At 56.2% G+C, this 20,447-nt stretch carries 14 protein-coding genes; 13 read left to right on the top strand and 1 reads right to left on the bottom strand.

Going from position 1 to position 20,447, the window contains the following annotated elements; genetic code table 11:
- The 13 genes from tssF (at window position 1) to comJ (ending at window position 19,162) form a co-directional block, all read left to right on the top strand.
- On the top strand, window positions 1–1,872 hold the full coding sequence (gene tssF, locus ACQG1K_RS12590) for a type VI secretion system baseplate subunit TssF (protein ID WP_023300321.1): 1,872 nt from the start codon (window positions 1–3) through the stop codon (window positions 1,870–1,872).
- Complete coding sequence (gene tssG / locus ACQG1K_RS12585; RefSeq protein ID WP_367074362.1) at window positions 1,869–2,912, top strand: type VI secretion system baseplate subunit TssG; 1,044 nt, start codon at window positions 1,869–1,871, stop codon at window positions 2,910–2,912. The genes tssF and tssG overlap by 4 nt, the downstream gene beginning before the upstream one ends.
- 38 nt (window positions 2,913–2,950) lie before the next feature.
- Entirely contained in the window at window positions 2,951–5,566 is a 2,616-nt protein-coding gene (gene tssH, locus ACQG1K_RS12580) for a type VI secretion system ATPase TssH (protein WP_045621071.1), read from the top strand.
- A 24-nt stretch (window positions 5,567–5,590) separates the two neighbouring features.
- Entirely contained in the window at window positions 5,591–7,024 is a 1,434-nt protein-coding gene (locus ACQG1K_RS12575) for a serine/threonine protein kinase (protein WP_023300318.1), read from the top strand.
- 25 nt (window positions 7,025–7,049) lie between these two features.
- Window positions 7,050–8,516 (top strand): phospholipase, encoded by a 1,467-nt coding sequence (locus ACQG1K_RS12570; RefSeq protein ID WP_367074364.1) that lies wholly within the window; start codon window positions 7,050–7,052, stop codon window positions 8,514–8,516.
- Window positions 8,513–9,274 carry an ankyrin repeat domain-containing protein gene (locus ACQG1K_RS12565; protein ID WP_023300316.1) on the top strand — a complete coding sequence of 254 codons (762 nt, stop codon included), beginning with the start codon at window positions 8,513–8,515 and terminating at the stop codon, window positions 9,272–9,274. Before ACQG1K_RS12570 ends, ACQG1K_RS12565 begins: the two co-directional genes overlap by 4 nt.
- Before the next feature lie 52 nt (window positions 9,275–9,326).
- Window positions 9,327–9,743, top strand: a complete 417-nt coding sequence (locus tag ACQG1K_RS12560) for a hypothetical protein (RefSeq protein ID WP_022648397.1) — start codon at window positions 9,327–9,329, stop codon at window positions 9,741–9,743.
- A gap of 84 nt (window positions 9,744–9,827) precedes the next feature.
- Window positions 9,828–12,410 carry a type VI secretion system Vgr family protein gene (locus ACQG1K_RS12555; protein WP_063148594.1) on the top strand — a complete coding sequence of 861 codons (2,583 nt, stop codon included), beginning with the start codon at window positions 9,828–9,830 and terminating at the stop codon, window positions 12,408–12,410.
- Between the two features lies 1 nt (window position 12,411).
- Window positions 12,412–12,918: a hypothetical protein gene (locus ACQG1K_RS12550; protein WP_223861994.1), complete on the top strand. Its 507-nt coding sequence runs from the start codon at window positions 12,412–12,414 to the stop codon at window positions 12,916–12,918.
- A 207-nt stretch (window positions 12,919–13,125) separates the two neighbouring features.
- Complete coding sequence (locus ACQG1K_RS12545; RefSeq protein ID WP_038416219.1) at window positions 13,126–13,566, top strand: DcrB-related protein; 441 nt, start codon at window positions 13,126–13,128, stop codon at window positions 13,564–13,566.
- 3 nt (window positions 13,567–13,569) lie between these two features.
- Window positions 13,570–18,072 (top strand): RHS repeat-associated core domain-containing protein, encoded by a 4,503-nt coding sequence (locus ACQG1K_RS12540; protein WP_367074367.1) that lies wholly within the window; start codon window positions 13,570–13,572, stop codon window positions 18,070–18,072.
- An 11-nt stretch (window positions 18,073–18,083) separates the two neighbouring features.
- On the top strand, window positions 18,084–18,308 hold the full coding sequence (locus ACQG1K_RS12535; RefSeq protein WP_023330151.1) for a hypothetical protein: 225 nt from the start codon (window positions 18,084–18,086) through the stop codon (window positions 18,306–18,308).
- Between the two features lie 347 nt (window positions 18,309–18,655).
- Entirely contained in the window at window positions 18,656–19,162 is a 507-nt protein-coding gene (gene comJ / locus ACQG1K_RS12530) for a competence protein ComJ (protein WP_237764922.1), read from the top strand.
- 70 nt (window positions 19,163–19,232) lie between these two features.
- On the opposite strand, the gene ychF is transcribed toward comJ, so the two are convergent.
- Window positions 19,233–20,327 (bottom strand): redox-regulated ATPase YchF, encoded by a 1,095-nt coding sequence (ychF, locus tag ACQG1K_RS12525; RefSeq protein ID WP_010432886.1) that lies wholly within the window; start codon window positions 20,325–20,327, stop codon window positions 19,233–19,235.
- Window positions 20,328–20,447: the final 120 nt, after the last annotated feature.

Below are 20,447 nucleotides of genomic sequence, written 5' to 3'. Positions count from 1 at the left end.
ATGGAAAGCAAACTGCTCGAATATTACAACCGTGAACTGGCCTATCTGCGCGAGATGGGCGCGGAGTTCGCCGAACGCTACCCAAAAGTGGCGGGGCGGCTCGGCATGCGCGGCATCGAAGTGGCGGATCCGTACATAGAGCGCCTGATGGAAGGTTTCGCCTTCCTGACCTCCCGCGTGCAGATGAAAATGGACGCCGAATTTCCACGCTTTTCACAGCGTATGCTGGAGATGATTGCGCCAAATTACCTGGCGCCTACGCCGTCGATGGCGATCGCTGAGATTCAGCCCGACAGCAGCCGGGGCGACCTGAGCAAAGGCTTTATTGTGCCGCGCGGCACCATGATGGACAGCCTGGCGCTGAAAAAAACCGGCGTTACGTGCAGCTATACCACGGCGCACGAGGTCAACCTGCTGCCGTTAAAAATTGAGCGGATCGAGCTGGGCGGCGTTCCCGCCGATCTGCCGCTGGCCCAGCTCGGCCTGAGCCAGCGGGGGATCAGCAGCGCCTTACGGATCCGCATTGCCTGCGATGGCCCGCAGCATCTTGGGCACCTGGATTTTGACCGCCTGGAGTTCTTCTTAAGCGGCCCGGACATCGAGGCGCTGAAGCTGCTGGAGCTGGTGATGGAGCACCACGCGGGTATTGTCTGCCAGACGGTCAGCAAGCAGCCCCAGCGCCAGCTGCTGTCGTCTGACGCCCTGCGTCAGGAAGGCTTTGATGCGGATCAAGCGCTGCTCCCGGACGATCTGCGTAACTTCGACGGCTATCGCCTGTTGCAGGAGTACTTTGCGTTCCCGGCGCGTTTTCGCTTCATCAGCCTGAGCGGGCTGGGCAAGCTGATCCAGCGCTGCGAAGACGAAAAAGCGTTTGATATCTTCATTCTGCTCGACAAAAGCGACGATCAGCTGGAGCGCGTGGTGGATGCCAGCCACATGGCGCTGCACTGTACGCCGGTGATCAACCTGTTCCCGAAAGTGGCGGCCCGGCAGAAGCTGAGCGAAAGCCAGCATGAATACCATCTGGTGGTGGATAACATCCGCCCGCTGGATTATGAAATTTATGCTGTGAAAAAAATCTATGCCAGTGCGGATGGTCAGCGGGACGACCAGACGTTTCGTCCGTTCTGGAGTACCTGGAGCGGAGACGCGGGCAACTACGGCGCCTATTTTTCCCTGCGCCGTGAACAGCGCGTCCTCTCTGAACACGCGCTGCGCTACGGCACCCGCACGGGCTATATCGGCTCGGAGGTCTTCGTCTCGCTGGTGGATGCGCAGCACGCGCCGTGGCAGGAGAATTTGCGCTACATTTCCGCCGAGGTGCTGTGTACCAGCCGCGACCTGCCGCTGATGCTCCAGCAGGAGCTTGGGCAGTTTATTATGGCCGACTCCATGCCGGTGAAGGCGTTAACCCTGCGTAAAGGCCCGACGCCGCCGCGTCCGGCGCTGGCGGAAGGGTTCAGTACCTGGCGGCTCATCAGCCAGCTGCAAATGAACTACCTCAGCCTGATGGACAGCGAAAACGAAGAGGGCGCTGCCGCGCTGCGTCAGCTGTTAGGGCTGTACGCTAACCTCGCCGAGACGCCGGTTGCCCGTCAGGTGGATGGCGTTCGTCACTGCGTGCTGGAGCCGGTGCACCGCCGCGTGCCGGAACCCGGCCCGGTGGTGTTCGCCCGCGGGATCGGCATCACCCTGACGGTGGACGAACGCGCCTTTTCCGGTGCCAGCCCGTGGCTTTTCGGCAGCGTGCTGGAACGCCTTTTTGCCCGCCTGGTCTCCATCAACAGCTTTACGGAGTTCACGCTCAAGAGCCAGCAGCGCGGCGAAATCGGCTACTGGGCGCCGCGCATGGGTAAAAGGGCGCTGGTATGAGTGAAGTTGCCCCTGCAACGCTGCGCGTGCATCGCCTGACGCCGCTGCCCGATGCGTTCTGGCGCGGAGTGCGCGAGACGCCGTGGCGCTACGATCTGTTTCAGCTGTTAAGACGTATTGATGCCCAGGGCGGTGAACGTTACCCGCTGGGGCGCGCGCCGCTGCCTAAATTTGAGCCGCTGCGTATTGGTCAGCAGCCTTCAATGGGGTTTGCGCCGTCAACGGTTGCCGAGGTCCGGCAGCGGGAAGAGAACGGACTGCATGAGGTTTCCATTCTGAGCTTCGGCCTGTTTGGTCCTAACGGCCCACTGCCGGTGCACATGACCGAGTATGCCCGCGAGCGTATTCATCATCATCAGGATCACAGCCTCAGCGCGTTTGCTGACCTCTTTCACCACCGCCTGACGCTGCTGTTTTACCGCGCCTGGGCGGACGCGCAGCCTGCCGTTTCACTGGATCGCGACGACAACAGGCGCTTCGAAGGGTATCTTGCATCGCTGATTGGCATGGGTCAGCCCGGCCAGATGTCGAAAGGCAGCCTGAGCCCGCATGCCCGCTTTACTCACGCCGGGCACCTGACCCGCCACGGGCGGGACCCGGAAGGGCTGGAGAAGATCCTGCGCAACTATTTCAACATTCCGGTCAGGTTGGTGGCCAATGTACCGCAGTGGATGCCGCTCTCAACGCGGGAGCAGGCACAGCTGGGTGAGGGGCGTCGCCTGCCGCGCATGGGGGAGTCCGCTTTTCTCGGCATTGCGGTACGCGACGTGCAGCATAAATTTCGTCTTGAGATTGGCCCGTTGAGCGAAGACGAATACAACCGTTTTCTGCCGGGCGAAGGGTGGGTCACCGAGCTGCGCGACTGGGTGCGACAGTACGCCGGGGTGGAATTTGAATGGGAAACACGGGTGATCCTGCGCGCCGATGCGGTGCAGGGCACCACGCTCGGCAGCGCCGGGCGATTAGGGTACAACACCTGGCTGGGCCTTCAGCCTCAGCCTGTTCCGCGTGGCGATCTGGTGTATCGCGCAGAGCGATAATCCTTCCGTATACCGAATCATTGTTAATGGAAACTAACATGTCAGAAATTAGCCGTGCCGTGCTTTTCGGCAAACTGGATACGCTGTTATTTACCTCTCTGGAAAGCGCGACTGCCTTCTGTAAGCTGCGCGGCAACCCGTACGTTGAGCTGGTGCACTGGCTGCATCAGCTGATGCAGCAGCAGGATGGCGATCTGCAACAGGTCATCCGTCACTTCGCCCTTGATGAACAGCAGCTGACGCGCGATATCGTGGCGGCGCTGGATGCCCTGCCGCGTGGCGCAAGTTCCGTCTCTGACCTTTCCGAGCATATCGACAGCGCCGTCGAGCGCGCCTGGGTCTACGGCTCGCTGAAGTTTGGCGTCAGCCGCATCCGCGGCGGCCATTTGTTGATCGGCATACTGAAAACGTGGAATCTGGCTAACGTGCTGAAAAGTATTTCGGCGCAGTTCACCCGTCTTAACGTCGAGGTGCTGATCGAGCAGTTCGACGCTATTTGCGCCAGCAGCAAAGAGAGCCAGCAGGCCGCCGCTGCTGCGGACGCAGCTGCCGGGGCAGTACCGGCTGCGCAGGGCACGCTGGCGCAGTATGGTCAGGATCTGACGGCGCGCGCCCGGGATGGGAAAATTGACCCGGTGGTGGGGCGCGATGAAGAGATCCGCCAGATGGTCGATATTCTGATGCGTCGTCGCCAGAACAACCCCCTGCTGACCGGGGAAGCTGGCGTCGGGAAAACGGCAGTGGTGGAAGGGCTGGCGCTGCGTATCGCTGACGGCGACGTGCCTGAGCCGCTGCAAAACGTTCAGCTGTGGCTGCTGGATATCGGCATGCTTCAGGCCGGAGCGGGCATGAAAGGGGAATTTGAGGCGCGCCTCCAGGCGCTGATTAACGAGGTGCAGTCCAGCGCCACGCCGATTATTCTGTTTATCGATGAGATCCACACCCTGATTGGCGCTGGCGGCCAGCAGGGCACCGGCGATGCCGCTAACCTGCTCAAGCCTGCCCTGGCGCGTGGGCAACTGCGCACCATCGGCGCGACCACCTGGGCGGAATACAAAAAATACATTGAGAAAGATCCGGCGCTGACCCGCCGTTTCCAGACCGTACAGGTTCACGAGCCGGATGAAGCGAAAGCTGTATTGATGCTGCGCAGCACCGTGTCGCCGCTGGAAACTCATCATCAGGTTTTACTCCTCGACGAAGCGGTCAGCGCGGCGGTGAAACTGTCGCATCGCTATATTCCTGCGCGTCAGCTGCCGGATAAAGCGGTGGCGCTGCTGGATACCGCCTGCGCGCGCGTGGCCGTCAGCCAGAGCGCGCCGCCTGCCCAGCTGGAAGACTGCCTGCGTCATCTGGCGGCCCTGGACGTGGAGCTGGAGATTGCCGAACGTGAAGCGCGCGTGGGGGCGGGCGATCCGGCGCGCGTGGCGACATTAAGCGCCGAACGTGACGCGTTCGAAACCCAACGCGAGGCCCTGGCTCGTCGCTGGGAAGAAGAGCGCACGCGGGTGCAGGAAATTATCCGTCTGCGTGCCGCACTGTTTGCGGCGAGTGATGAGGATACGGCTGAACTGCGCGGCCAGCTGGCAGAACAGCAGCAGGCGCTGAAGACCTTACAGGGTGACGAACCGCTGCTGTTTGCCGCGGTCGATGAAAACGTGGTGGCTGCGGTGGTTTCGGACTGGACCGGGATCCCGCTGGGCCGGATGGTGAAAAATGAGATCGACGCGGTGCTGAACCTGGCTGATACGCTGAACCAGCGGGTTATTGGTCAGCGTCACGGTCTGGATCTGATTGCCCGTCGGGTAAAAACCTCGCGGGCGAAGCTTGACGATCCGAACAAACCGGTCGGCGTATTTATGCTCTGCGGGCCGTCCGGCGTGGGCAAAACCGAAACCGCGCTGGCGCTGGCGGAGTCGCTTTACGGCGGCGAGCAGAACGTCATTACCATCAACATGAGTGAATTCCAGGAAGCGCACACCGTTTCGACGTTAAAAGGTGCGCCTCCGGGCTATGTGGGCTATGGTGAAGGCGGCGTCTTAACCGAGGCCGTGCGCCGCCGTCCCTACAGCGTGGTGTTGCTGGACGAAATTGAAAAAGCGCACCCGGACGTGCACGAGATCTTCTTCCAGGTCTTCGACAAGGGCTGGATGGAGGACGGCGAAGGGCGTCACATTGATTTCCGTAACACCATTATTATTCTGACCTCTAATGTCGGTACCGAGCTGATCGCAGCCATGTGCGCCGACCCGGAACTGATGCCGGATCCTGACGCGTTAAGCGGCGCCCTGCGCCAGCCGCTGCTGGAGGTGTTTCCGCCTGCGCTGCTGGGCCGCCTGCTGGTGGTGCCGTATTACCCTCTGAGCGACGAGATGCTGGGGCAGATTGTGCGTCTTCAGCTCAGGCGCATTCAGCGTCGTCTGGAAGAGAATCACAATATTATTTCTGAATTTGACGACAGCGTGGTCGAACAGATTGTTCAGCGCTGTACCGAGGTTGAGTCGGGCGGGCGTATGGTGGATGCGATTCTGACCAATACGTTGCTGCCTCAGATGAGCCAGATTTTACTTACCGCCAGCCGCAGCGACGAGCAGTACCGACGTCTGCATGTCACCTGCGAGCAGGGCGAGTTCCACTGTCAGTTTGCCGCGTAATAATCATCAAGAGAACTGTAAAAGATGACGGATAATGATAACAATCGGACTGTCCCAAACGCGCTCCCGGTCGGGTACCGTTTCAATGAGTTTGAGATAAAAGAGGTGATTGGCGGCGGCGGATTCGGCATCGTCTATCGCGCCTGGGATCACCAGCTCGAACGCACTATCGCTATCAAAGAGTTTATGCCTTCCTCCCTCGCCGTGCGCGGCGAGGATATGACGCTGGTGCTGCGCAGCGAGCGCTTCGGCAAAGCGTTTTCTGCCGGTCTGAACAGCTTCATCCAGGAAGCCCGCCTGCTGGCGCGCTTTAACCACCCGAACCTGCTGCACGTGCTGCGCTTCTGGGTGCAAAACGACACGGCCTATATGGGGACGCTGTTTTACAGCGGCACCACGCTGTCGCGTCTGCGCGAAGAGAAACCGGAGCTGATTAACGAGGCGTGGATCCGCCGCATGCTGCCAATGCTCTTCGGCGCCATCAAAACGATCCACGATGAGGGCTACCTGCACCGCGACATCTCGCTGGATAACATTCAGATTCAGGATAACGGCCTGCCGGTGCTGCTCGATTTCGGATCGGCGCGCCGCACCATCGGTAATCTCTCGGATGAGACGGAAACCATGCTGCGTCCGGGGTTCGCGCCTATCGAGCAGTATACCGACGACAATGAAAGCGAGCAGGGGCCGTGGACGGATATCTACGCGCTCGGCGCCGTATTGCGCACCCTCATCGTCGGCTCTCCGCCACCGGTCAGCGTGGTGCGTTCGATTCAGGACACCTGCAAACCACTGGTGGAGCTGATGCCGCAGGGGTATTCCATTCCGCTGCTTCAGGCCATCGACAAGGCGCTGGCGCTGCATATGGAAGACCGTCCGCAATCTATCGAGGAGTTCGCGGCGCTGATCGAGATGCCCGTCGCCGGTATCGACGAGGTGCTGACCGCGAAGAAGACCGGCACGATGCTGGTGCCGGTGGAAGAGGAGACATCTGCTTCCGCGCTGGACTGGCGACGTTACAAGCTTCCGGGGCTGGTGGCCGCGGGCGTGCTGGTTGGGGTGGTTGCCGGTGCGATGCTGTTCGGCGGCGGCAGCCAGGAAACGCCAGCGCAGACGGCGCAAACCCCTGCCGTGAGCCCTCCGGCTGAAACCTCCGCCGCAGCGGAAACCAGACCGGCAACGGCCGACGTGAGCGAGCCGGTAGCGCCACCTGCTACGGCACAGCAGAGTGCGCCGCCAGTCGACGCCAGCCCGGTCGCGCTGGTCTATATCCGCATGCTTGATGGCGAGACGCTGAAGGTGAACGGCGAGCCGAAAGCGCTGCGTCCGGGGAATAACGGTTACGCATCGCTGAAACTGCCTGCGGGCGAGACCCGCATTGAACTGGAAGGCAATGGAAGAACGCGTACCCAGACGCTGGATATTGCGAAGCCAGGCACCTGGCTGGTGAATCCGTAAGCCTGCGGGTAACAGGACGGAGCGAATGTATAACATCAAGTTTGTCTATCTTTTCCACGAGAACGTCTCGCCGGCGCTGTTTGCGAAAATAATCCGCCCGTCCGTTGCCGGGCAGTGGATTATGTCGGTTCCCGACCACTCGCTGCGCTCGCTCTTCACGCGCTACGATTTGCTGCGCACGATCACCGGCGCGAATCCTTACCAGTCCGGGCGTGATACCCGCACGCTGATCGCGCAGGATCTGGAGATGGGCAGGGTGGTCGCCATTGATGAAAGTTTTCGTGACTGGTCATCAGTAACGGAAATTTTTTATATCAACGCCAAAGGGCAACTTCAGGCTGCGTCCCTGGTCGGGCTGGGCTGGTATCCGGTGAGTACGATCGTCGACCGATATGAAACCATGGTGAGAACGTACGGATCTCGCCCTGCGCCAACGGTACTGCCAAAACAGGTAGTGAAATCTAAAACGGCACAGGTGCCGGATGAACCTACTCCCGGCAAGGACGGTAAAACCTATGCCGCACAGCTTCAGCAGATGACCAAAGCAGAACGCTGGCAGGCGCGTAAAGATCTGATCGCGAAGGGGAGCAGCAGCCTGTATCCGGACGCGCAGATCGCGGCTAAGCGGCTGGCGGCGAATAATATCGCGGTGGAAAAAGCGAAGCTGGCGGAGAATATTTACAAGACCGTCAACCCGCTGGAAGCCACGCCCGGCGTGCCGGAGGGGTGGACGGATATCAGTAATGACGATGCGCTGTTAGGAAAGTTCGGGCTGAACAAATCCATGCTCTTTGACGATGATACGTCCCCCAATTTTCTGGCGCGTGTCTATCAACCGAAGCCGGAAGTGTTTGGTGCAGATATGAACCCCACGCTGGTATTCAGGGGATCGCGCGAGCCTGGTTTCGCCTCTCTGTCTGAGAATGTCTCCTCTCTACTGACCAAAGGGGAACTGGCGCCGGTGGTAAACGGGGCTGACTGGTCGAATAACTTCTCACAGGGCATGGGTATGGCTTCAGATTATTATAAAAAGGCCGTGAGTATCGGTAAGGAGCTGGCAAGGTCAGGGCAGAATATTGATATTGCCGGTCATTCCCTTGGCGGTGGTCTCGCCTCTGCAACCTCTATGGGCAGCGGGAAAGCGGGGTGGACGTTTAACGCCGCCGGCCTCAATGCCGGAACCGTAGAAAAATACGGCGGTAAGATATTAGGCAGTACGGATAATATACAGGCGTATCGGGTTGAAGGTGAACTGCTGACGAAGATTCAGGAAGTTAACCCCTGGGAAGATCTGAAAACGATGAAAGGACATGTCCCTTCGTGGATCCTCAAAGAGGAAATCTCTGCGCTGAGCCCTAATGCTGCCGGAATACCCCATGATCTTCCCGGTGGAACCGGAAGCGCGCTGGACCGCCACGGAATTAATCAAGCGATTGATTGCATAGAGCAACAGAAGGATGAGGATATTTCGATAATCGGGAGTCGATTGTGAAAAAAGGGTTGATGGCTTTTGTCGCGTTATGTTTTTTATTCATGATTCAGGGGTGTAAGCAGGATATGGACCTTAATCCACAGGACTACTTCAGCGGCCAGCAGCTTGAACTGGCGAAAGCGATTGAGGAAGGCGACGTCGATGCGGTGAAGACGCTTGCGCCAGACAGCGACCTTAATCAACCAGGAAAGCAGGATATGACCCTGCTTTTCTGGGCCCTTGGCAACGCAATTAATGATAAAAAAACGTCGAGCCATTTAAAGGTGATTACGTTGCTAGTTAAGGATGGCGCAGATCCGCTCCAGCCTCGACCGCAGGGAAAAAGCAGTCCTGCTGAATTTGCCCTAAAGGGAGACAGTGCGGACTGGATCGACGCGATGTTGGACGGTGGCCTCTCACCCAACGTGAAAGATAAGGTTTTCCACGAACCGATCGTCTTCCAGTCGCTTAAAGCGAAAAATACAGAGACGCTGGAAGCCATGCTCGATCGCGGTGCTGACGTCAACTCAACCAACTCACTGGGTAAAACGCTGGTGTTTGATGCGCTGGATAACCAGGCTTACGATCATGTCTTGTTGCTGCTCGATCGGGGAGCGGATCCGTCAATTAAGGCCAAAAATGGCTGGTCGATGAGCAATGCGCTCGCGGACGCGCTGAATGGACTTGACCGAGGCAGTGAGCAATACGAGAAATTAAACGAAATAAAAGAGAAGCTCATCCAGAAGGGGGGCGAATGGCCACCCGCGCCGGTTAAGTGATTGCTCAACTGTCATGAACGCCAGAGATAAGGTTTTCGTTTTCTGGGGATGCATGGATGCCCTGGCCATTGTGCTCTATTGTGCCCAGTCCGTGCGACATGACAGAATCCCTTTTATTTCCGATATACACGCCTTCAGTACGGTTGTGAACACGCTGTCTGCTGGTGGGTATAGCGCTCTGGTTATTCTTTTCTTTATTCTCGATTTCTTGTTGTTGCTCTCTTTTATTGCCTCAGCATGGTGCTTCTTCGCCCGGAATTTATACGCGAGAAGACTGGCGCTCTACCAGGAAATACTGCGTCTGGTTGGATTTCGCTACTCAGTTTCCCTTTTTCCCCTGGTGTTAAGTTTCACGGGCGTGATGAATGTCTGGCTAAATGGCTTTTTGTTCTTTTTGTCAGAGTTTCTGAAAATCTATTCCCTGTGGATTTATAAATATGAAGGGGAATGGCCCCCGGTTAAAGAGTAAGACGGCCAACAACCAGAACATTCACGTTTAAAAAAACCTTGCGTTAAAAATACTCTCAGCATAAACCATTACGGAATAAAGATTATGCTCAACCGAATTACCGTTCAGCTCCCGGTTGAGGGGCTGCTTTTCTGGAAACTATCCGGCCGCGAGGCGATGTCGGAGTCGTTCGCGCTGACGCTGACCCTGCTCGGCACGGATGCGCGCATTGACCGCAGCAGGCTGCTCGGTCAGCCGGTCACGGTGACCATCCCCACCCAGAACCTGCTTACCCCCCGCTATATCAACGGCAAGGTGACGCGCGTGGCGGTGAGTGCCGTGGAGCTGACGGGCACCCGCTATGCGGTCTACCAGCTGACGGTGGAGCCGGACCTGTGGCCGATGAAGCGCGACCGTAACCTGCGGATTTTCCAGGGCCAGACGGTACCGCAGATTGTGAAAACCCTGCTGGGTGAGCATCAGGTTAACCTCGAAGACAAACTCACCGGCAGCTACCGGGTGTGGGACTACTGCGTGCAGTATCAGGAATCGAGCCTGGACTTCATCAGCCGCCTGATGGAGCTGGAGGGGATTGCGTATCACTTCAGCCACGAGGCGGACAAGCACACCCTGGTACTGACCGACGCCGCGACGCAGCATCAGCCGTTCAGCGGCTATGAGGTCATTCCTTACCATCAGACGCCGTCCGGCGGCAGTACGGATGAAGAGGGCATCAGCCAGTGGGCGCTGGAGGACAGCGTGACGCCGGGGATTTACAGCCTCGACGACTACGACTTCCGCAAGCCGAACGCGTGGCTGTTCCAGGCGCAGCAGAACCCGGCGTCACCGAAACCGGGCAGCATCGACGTGTACGACTGGCCGGGCCGCTTTGTGGAGACAGGCCATGCGGAGTTCTACGCCCGCATTCGTCAGGAGCGCTGGCAGGTGGAGCATCAGCAGATTCAGGCGACGGCCACGGCGGCGGGCATTGCGCCGGGCCACATCTTTACCCTGACCAACGCGCCATTCTTCAGCGATAACGGTGAGTATCTGGTGACGGCGGCCGGGTATCACTTCGAGGAGAACCGCTACGCGAGCGGCGAGGGGGAAACCATTCACCGCACCGATTTCACCGTTATCCCGGCGGCGGTGTCGTACCGTCCGGCGCAGAGCACGGCGTGGCCGCGGACCTACGGCCCGCAGACGGCGAAAGTCGTGGGGCCGCAGGGGGAGAGTATCTGGACGGACAAATATGGCCGCGTGAAGGTGAAGTTCCACTGGGACAGGCTGGCGAAGGGTGACGACACCAGTTCCTGCTGGGTGCGTGTCTCCAGCGCATGGGCGGGCCAGGGCTACGGCGGGGTGCAAATCCCGCGCGTCGGCGATGAGGTGGTGGTGGACTTTATCAACGGTGACCCGGACCGACCGATTATCACCGGGCGCGTGTATAACGAGGCGAGCATGCCGCCGTGGGCGCTGCCGGCTGCGGCGACGCAGATGGGCTTTATGAGCCGTACGAAAGACGGTTCCGTGGACAACGCCAACGCCCTGCGCTTTGAGGACAAGGCGGGAGCAGAGCAGGTGTGGATCCAGGCCGAGCGCAACATGGACACCAGCGTCAAGAATGATGAAACGCACAGCGTTGGCGGCGCGCGCAGCCATTACGTGAAGAAAAATGAGCTGCATCGTGTTGAAGCGAACCAGATCCAGGCCGTGAAAGGCGGAACCGAGATCCTGACGGGAAAAGGCAAGCTGGATGCAGCGGTAGAGCAGTATGTCATTGCTTCCGGGACGAAGCTGCGGCTGGTCTCGGGTGAGAGTGCTATTGAGCTTAACGCTAACGGCAAGATTAACCTGATTGGCAAAGAGTTTAACTTTTTCGTTGAGGGAGATGGGTATATCACCACGGGTGGTAAGCTGCATCTGAATACCTCGGGAACCAAGCCGGGCACAACGGCACCGGGATCGGGGCATAAAGGGGATATTGATGCGGCGGTGCAGGAGAAGTTTTCTCCAAATAAAAGTGCTAAGAATCCGGCTCCCGCAGTTTCAGCGCCAGCAGCATCCAGACCAAAACCAACAACAAAATTTGCAGCAGCTCCACCATTAAAAGGGAGTTACGTTTATCAAAATAATTCCTACAACTCTGATGTGATGCCCTTCAGTGAAGATGTAGTTAAGGAAATCAATAAGTCACCAACGCTTCAGACACAATTAAAAGATCTAAAAGATAAAGGGTGGGCTATCCAGCCGGGAGCCGCAGGAGGGGGGAGTTACGCTGATACTAATAACAAATTGATTGTCATGGACCCTGAACACATGGAGGATACAGCCACAACTGTGCAAACTCTGGCACATGAGGCAGGGCATGCAACTTATCCTGTTGCGGTAGATGCTTCGAGTAAGGAAAACTTCATCAACAGCCAGCTTATGGATGAAGGTGGAGCAACGCTGAATAACATTAAAATACAACGCGAGATCCTTGCAAACGGCGGTATTGATATTGATATAGCGGGAAGTGCCGAAAACCTAAAAGCATATAATTCTGCATATGATAAAATGGTGAGCGGTGAGTTATCTCGCATTGATGCAGCCAAAGCAATAGGAAAAGTGTATGGTAAAGGCGAAATAGCCTCAGGGACTAATTTAAATTATAATGATTACTATGGAGGATTCTATGGAAAGTAGGATGATTAAAGCTACATTCCTCATTGTTCTTCCACTATTTTCAGCATTTACCTATGCAGGGCATAATAAAATGAATCAAGATTCGTTGTGGCAAATGATCAAAGAAATGAAATCAGTGTGGGGTAAACAAGTTGAGGATGTCAGTAAACTGTTTAACCAACCGCTGATTAATAATACACAGGAGAAAGAAGACCGTTATACTTCAGCTCCCTTTACGTTAACTGATGGCACACGGATCAGCGATGTGGATGTTCGTTTATGGGGAAATGGCGATAACAGCGTATCTTTGATTTCTTTCGTAATTAATCATCCATGTATTACTCTTGAACAAGTCAAATCTCATTTTCCAGATCTGAAATTGTCTAATATCCCTCGCGGAAACACGCCGGGACAATCAGTTGGATATCGCACTCCTACCGATGAACGCGGGCTGGCATGGGCATTTGGCTTTCCAGTTTTGAATCAGGAATGCCTGAGCAGGGTAGTTATGTCACGCTACGAACATTAAGTTGCGAGGCAACTTTACGGGCTGTGAAAGAAGATAATTATCAAACGGCCAATAATATCGCTGCCCCTAAAGTTTTTGCGGAAAAAAAAGAAAGTGCTAACGTTGTAATGATCTTGTCCCTCTGAGTCGCTAAGCAGTAATTAATATTGGCTGTATAAACTTTAGCGCTTTTAATCTTATTTTTCTAATATCATCCCGAGTTCACTTATGAAATACACCCTCCAGGAAGGTTCGTTTTCCCTTTTCCCTGCTGCCTGGCAGGATAACAGCATGAACATTATTCGCGATGACGAAAGCGGGTTATCTGTAGTGGTCAGTCGCGGCGTCATCCCGGATGGCAGCAATTACGAACAAGAGTTTCACCGCCAGTGGGATGTGCTGCGTTCTCAGATGGGTGAGATCGCCCAGAGCGAATTTCAGCACGTAAAAGCCGGGCCAGACGGAAACATTAGCGGACTGGAAGTTGAGACCACCTTTGACCGTAACGGCCAGCGCCTGTGGCAAAAACAGCTGGCCGTGCAGACGCCGGGCAAACCGGTACTGATGATTTTTACCCTCTCGGCCTTAAAAGCCTTTACGGAAGAGGACGAGGCGCGCTGGAGCGCACTGAAGCAGAGTCTGACGCTAAACGACAACCGGAATGTGTAAGGCATGAGCGATAACAACGCGGCCCGTAAGGGCGACGAGATTATTCACTCCAGCATTTTTGCTGATATTACCAGCATTGTGGCGGAAGGCGCTGCCTATGCGGTGATTGGCGCGGCGGTGGGCGCGGCAGCGACCGTCGCGGCCCCACTGCTGGGAGCCGGGGCCGCAGCGGCAGGCGTGGCGGCAATTGGATCCAGCTGTCTGTTGAGCGGCATTATTGGTGGGGTTCTGGCGAACGTCGCGGGGATCACCGACGATATCAGCAATGCTGCTGAAGGGCTGGGCAACGCGCTTTTTCCGCCGTCGCCTGCGGGTAAGATCACCACCGGTTCAAATAACGTTCTCACCAACGCAATCCCCGCCGCGCGCGCGGCAGGCACGCTGACGCCCGCCGATACCCCTTCCCCTGAGCCGCAGTCGCCGGGCAGCTTTGCCGATTACGCGGGCATGCTGCTTGCCGCTGCCGGACAGTTCGGCAGCGAAATGTGGCAGCCGAGCGTGGCCTCTGCCGCTGCCTGGACCTCGCCGCTGGAAGAAGACAAGGTGGCGTGCGAGAAACACTCCGGGCCGCAGTATCTGGCGGAAGGCTCGAAAAGCGTCTTTATCAACGGGCAGCCCGCGGTGCGTGCAAAAGATCGCACCACCTGCGAAGGCACCGTTTCCGACGACGTCTCCCCGAACGTGATCATCGGCGGCGACACCCTCACGGTTCGCGATATTAAAAGCGGCAAAACGCCGGGCCTGGCGCTGGGGATGATTGCGCTCTCCCTGCTGCGCGGGCGTCCGGGCAAGATCCTGAAAAACATGCCCTGCGCGCTGGCTGCTGCCGGTGGCGGGATGCTGGCCGATATGGCCGTCAACGCCGTGTTCGGCTCCTCGCACCCGGTTCACGCCGCTACCGGTGTGAAGGTGCTGAATGACGACGACGAACTCGATTTCTCGCTGCCGGGGCGCTTCCCGCTGCGCTGGCAGCGCAGCTACAACAGCCTGACCACCCGCGAAGGGCTGTTTGGTCTGGGCTGGGCTACCACCTTTGACAGCTATCTGACGCTGGAAGAAAACAACGCCACCTGGTTCGATGAAACCGGGCGCGAGCTGAGCTTTGAACTGCCGCCGGTCGACCGCGCGTTTTACAGCATCAGCGAAGGCATTATCATCCGCCGCAATGAGAGCGGCGACGTGGCGATTGCCGACGATGACGGCGCGGTGTGGCGTCTGTATAAACCAACCCGGGCGAACTCCTCAATCCTGCGCCTGGCCTCCCTCAGCGACGAGTACGGCAACGCGTTGCTGACAGAATGGGATGAGCACGGGCGGCTGGTCGGTCTGCACGATGAGCCGCGGGCGATCGATGTCACCCTGCGTTATGAAAATGAACGTTTCCCGCAGCGGGTTACCTCGGCGAGCCATTTTGACGGCAACCAGATATGGCCGCTGATGCAGTGGGGGTACGACGTGCGCGGCCAGCTGGCCAGCGCAACGGATGCCTCCGGCGTGGTAACCCGTGAATACCGTTATAACGGTGATGGCCTGATGGCCTGGCACCGTCTGCCGGGCGGTCTGGAGAGTGAATACCGCTGGCAAAAATTTGACCACTGGCGCGTGGTGGAAAACCGCACCAGCACCGGCGACGGCTGTCGCTTTAGCTACGATTTAGCCGCCGGGCTGACGACCGTCGATCACTACGACGGCCAGACGCGAAAGCATTACTGGAACGCGCAAAACTTGATTGTTCGCTACGTTGACGAGCGCGGTGAGAACTGGCGCTACGAGTGGGATGACAACGAACTCCTCACGCGCCGCATCGATCCGCTCGGTAATGCCGTTACCTTCGTCTATGACGACATGGGTAACCGGGTGCAGGAGATCGACGCCGACAGCAATACCCGCACCACCACCTGGCTGGAGCACCGTGCGCTTCCGGCCTCCATCATCGAAGCCGACGGTAGCGCCACCCGTTTCCTGTATGACGAACATCACGGGCTGAAGTGCGTGGTGGATCCGATGGGGCAGACCACGCTGCTTCGTCGGGACGAGTTTGGTCAGGTCGTGGAAGAAGTTGATGCCGCCGGCAACAGCCGCTACCAGGAGTACAACGAGGCCGGGCAGATGGTGCGTGTTACGGACTGTTCGGGCCGTGTGACACAATACCGTTATCATCCGCTGGGCTGGCTGGCGGCTGAGATAAGCGCCGACGGCGAAGAGACGCGTTACCGCTACGACGCCGCGGGGCGTCCGGTGCAGCTCGATCGCCCGGAAGGGTGGACAGAGTCGCTCAAATGGAACGAACGTGGTCTGCCGGTGAAGCATGCGGGCGCCGACGGGAAAGAGAGCGAGTTCAGATACGACGAGGCAGGGCGCTTAACCGCCACCCGTAATACGCAGGGTGAAGAGGTGCGTCGCCGCTGGGACAGCCGCGGGCGTCTGATTGCCCTGGAAAACGAAAACGGCGAAGCGTATCAGTTCCGCTGGGGTGCGGACTCGCTGCTGCTGGAAGAGGTGGGGCTGGATGGCGTGGCCTCGCAGTATCGCTACGACGCCTGCGGGCGTACGATAGCGCGCACCTTTGCCGCCGGACATCCGGAGGCCATTACCCATGCCTTCGCCTGGAGCGCGAGCGGCCAGCTGGTCGCCCGCACCACGCCGGAATGGCAGACCCGCTACCATTACACCCCGTCCGGCCTTCTGAGCCGGATTGGGCTGCATCCTGCGCTTTCAGTCGATGCCTGGAGCGCCGAAGCCGAGCAGGAGCTTGTGTTTGTGTATGACGCGCTTGGACGCGTCACGCGCGAAACGGGCGAACACGGAGAGCTGGCGTGGCAGTATGACGCCCTCGGTAACCGCACCTCCGTCACGCTGCCCGATGGCCGGGAGCTGAAACAATTCTACTACGGCAGCGGGCATTTGCTCAGCATTGCCCTTGATAAGCTGTCGGTCTCCGACTTTACCCGCGACGAACTCCATCGTGAAACCAGCCGTACGCAGGGGCTGCTGACCACCCGCAGCGAATACGACCGCCTTGGCCGACTGCATCGCCGGGACGTTTTTACCGGCAATGCCCAGCGCCCGTCGCCGCGCCGCTGGTCCCGCCGCTGGGATTACGACTATCGCAATAATCTTGTCCGCGAAGAGCGGGACGATAACCCGTTCAGCTGGTACCGCTGGCAGTACGACAGCGCAGGGCGCCTGCTCGTTCAGGACGGCACGCTGCCTGGCCAGGAGCAGTGGCGCTGGGATGCGGCCGGTAACCCGCTTGAGGGGGCTGCTGAGAAAGTCACGCACAACCGTCTGACGCAGCTCAACGGCATTCGCTGGCGTTATGACATCCATGGCCGCACCGTGGAGAAGGATAACGGCCAGACCCGCTGGCACTACCGCTACGACGGCGAGCACCGCCTGACGGAGGTCATCAGCCAGCCGCGGGACCGCAACAGACCGCAGACGGAGGTCAGCTTCCGCTATGACCCGCTCGGGCGACGCATCAGCAAAACGCGCCGCCAGATGCTGGGCGGCCAGCCAACCGGCAAACCGGTCACCATCCGGTTTGTCTGGGAAGGGTTCCGGCTGTTGCAGGAAGTACACGGGGATGTGCCGCTGACCTACGTCTACAGCGATCAGGACAGCTACGATCCGCTGGCACGTATTGACGGCGTTGATGCCCCGGAGATCTTCTGGTTCCACTGTCAGCCCAACGGCACGCCGGAGCGGATGACGGATAGCGAAGGGCAGGTGCGCTGGGAAGGGGTGAACAGCGCCTGGGGCAAACTGCTGCGGGAAAGCGAGACGCAGGTATCAGGATATTCCCAGAACCTGCGTATGCAGGGGCAATACCTGGATCGTGAGACAGGGCTGCACTACAATCTGTTCCGGTATTACGACCCGGACTGCGGAAGGTTTACGCAGCAGGACCCGATAGGGCTGGCGGGGGGGATAAATCTTTACCAGTATGCGCCGAATGCGCTGGGGTGGGTGGATCCGTGGGGGTTATCGTGCAGAAATAGCTGGAATGATTTCCAGAATAAAACAAAAGGGGTTTTCTCAAGTAGGGCTTGGGCAGCAAAGGCGTATAATTCTTTAAAAGGCACGACGAAGCCCAATCGGCCAAACCCAACGAACTATCTAGACCCTTCTTATGTTAAGCAACATCTTGCTTTATTTAATGATGGTATTTCTAAAATTGCATGGGGAGTGAATAGAGCTGAGATTGGCCCTCCATCTGGTCATTTTGTGATGCCAAAATCAGTTGCTGATAACATTATTAAGAAAGCTGGCGGAGATGTCGGGAAGTTAGAGAAAATGTTAGGATTAGACCCTGGAGATCTTGGCGATTCACCGGTCCGAATAGATATCCTTAAACCTCAAGGGCTTAGGATGCCTTCAGGCAACGAGGGAGGGGCTAATGATTTTTGGGTTCCTGGAGGTAAGACGTCAGGAGGGATCCCTGAAGCCGTAATAGATCAAACGCCTGTCGGTGATGCTTTGATTACACCGATTATAAACAAATAGAGGTACGAAAAATGAGTGAAGTTATTTTTACTGGTTTTGGCATTGACATAATTAAAAGAGATAATGAATATTTTATCCGATATGATGCTGGAACTATTGCTATGATTGATAAAGAGTCGAAAATTACATCCGAAGAAGCATTGAAAGCACAAAGAAGTGAAAGAGATGCTTATGAAGTTATTGTTGCCACTCAGACTAGAGAAGGGAAAAATAAGCCCTTTTTTTCAAAGGATTAATAGTTTTATGCAGGGGGGATATTTTACAGCCAAAAAATCAGGAGTTGTATAATTGATAGCGTTGAAATTGTAGCTTACTATATTCTATAGTTGTAATTAATTAATATTTTAAAATAGTTATTGTTTTATTTTGTACGTAACTATTGTTGTATAGTTAATTTCATTGCTAAACTCGGTGACAAACCGCTCGTTTTTATTTATATAGCATAATTACAACGAATTTTTTACTCAATTAGCATTTGTCAACTTCAGTTATGGGGGCATCCTTGCGTAATAATCGCTATCTTTATGGTCAATCAATCCTCAAAGAGAAGATATGTACATAGCAACAAAAACGATAGAAGAATATGAAAAATAGTCTTTTTTACATAATGAGGCATAGATATAGTCAACATGTTGACCTACTGATTTCACATAGTCAAATATTGCTACGATCACGAGACTATGATGAAAAACTGAGTCAGTGGGGTAAAGGTAATGTATCTCAAGGTGCTGTGATTCATAAAGATTATGTTATTTTTGATCCTTTACCAGAGGACGCATTTGGAGCAAACGTAAATATCAAAATAGAGAATGCTTTTAATTTAGATGAAAATGCTCAACGCTGCATTGTAGTGCCATTTTTTATTACAGATAAAAATAAGCTTCAGGTGGCTTCTGCGACAGAGAAATTTGACATTAACATAAATGTAACCAACAAAACGTATTCGCTCTATTATGAGATTTGTGAAGGGGATGAAATTTATTACAATTTCACTCTTGTGCCGGAAAAAGACACTGTCACAGCTAAGTTTTTATTAGACGACCCTTGGGGCGGAAAAAAAGATAATCCACTCAAAGAAGGTGTTTTTTAACGTTAATAATAACTAAATAAGAACGAAAAAAATCCACGCCAAAGCGTGGATTTTTTTCATTCAAAACTAATCAGACGTTAAACAGGAAGTTCATCACATCGCCATCTTTAACGATGTAGTCTTTCCCTTCCGCACGCATCTTGCCTGCTTCTTTCGCGCCTTGCTCACCCTTGTAGGTGATAAAGTCTTCAAACGCGATGGTCTGCGCACGAATAAAGCCTTTCTCGAAGTCGGTGTGAATTTTACCAGCCGCCTGAGGCGCAGTTGCACCCACAGGGATGGTCCACGCACGCACTTCCTTCACGCCAGCGGTGAAGTAGGTTTGCAGGTTCAACAGCTCATAGCCCGCGCGGATCACGCGGTTCAGGCCCGGCTCTTCCAGACCCAGTTCGGCCATGAACTCTTCACGGTCGGCATCGTCCAGCTCGGCGATATCAGATTCAACGGCCGCGCACACGGCAACAACCACAGAACCTTCAGCCGCGGCAATTTCACGTACTTTGTCGAGGTACGGGTTGTTCTCGAAACCGTCTTCGTTAACGTTGGCGATGTACATGGTTGGCTTCAGGGTCAGGAAGCTCAGGTATTTGATCGCCGCTTTGTCTTCTTCAGTCAGGTTTTTCAGCGCGCGCAGCATGCCCGCGTTTTCCAGCTGTGGCAGACATTTTTCCAGGGCAGCCAGTTCCGCTTTCGCGTCCTTGTCGCCGCCTTTCGCTTTCTTCTGCACGCGGTGAATGGCGCGCTCGCAGGTGTCGAGGTCAGAGAGGGCCAGCTCGGTGTTGATGACGTCGATGTCGTCAGCCGGATCCACTTTGTTGTTAACGTGGATAATGTTGTCGTTCTCGAAGCAGCGCACAACGTGGCCGATCGCTTCTGTTTCACGGATGTTGGTCAGGAACTGGTTGCCCAGGCCTTCACCTTTGGATGCGCCTTTTACCAGGCCCGCGATGTCCACGAACTCCATGGTGGTCGGCAGAATGCGCTGCGGCTTCACGATTTCCGCGAGCTGGTCCAGACGCGGATCGGGCATAGGAACAACACCGGTGTTCGGCTCGATGGTACAGAACGGGAAGTTCGCCGCTTCAATACCTGCCTTGGTGAGCGCGTTGAACAGGGTGGATTTGCCCACGTTTGGCAGACCGACGATACCGCATTTGAATCCCATTTCTAAATCACCTTAATATCTTGATAATCAATCCGTTAACGATAACCGATTGAAGAAAAGTAAATAACTACGCCTATTATACACGTAACCCGCGCGACGCGCGGTAAAAAAGCCCCAGGG

The sequence above is a fragment of the Enterobacter cloacae complex sp. 402C9 genome (assembly GCF_050030745.1).
Taxonomy (GTDB): domain Bacteria; phylum Pseudomonadota; class Gammaproteobacteria; order Enterobacterales; family Enterobacteriaceae; genus Enterobacter; species Enterobacter intestinihominis.
Note: the sequence above shows the minus strand (reverse complement) of the source record. Positions and strands in the feature narration are given on the sequence as shown.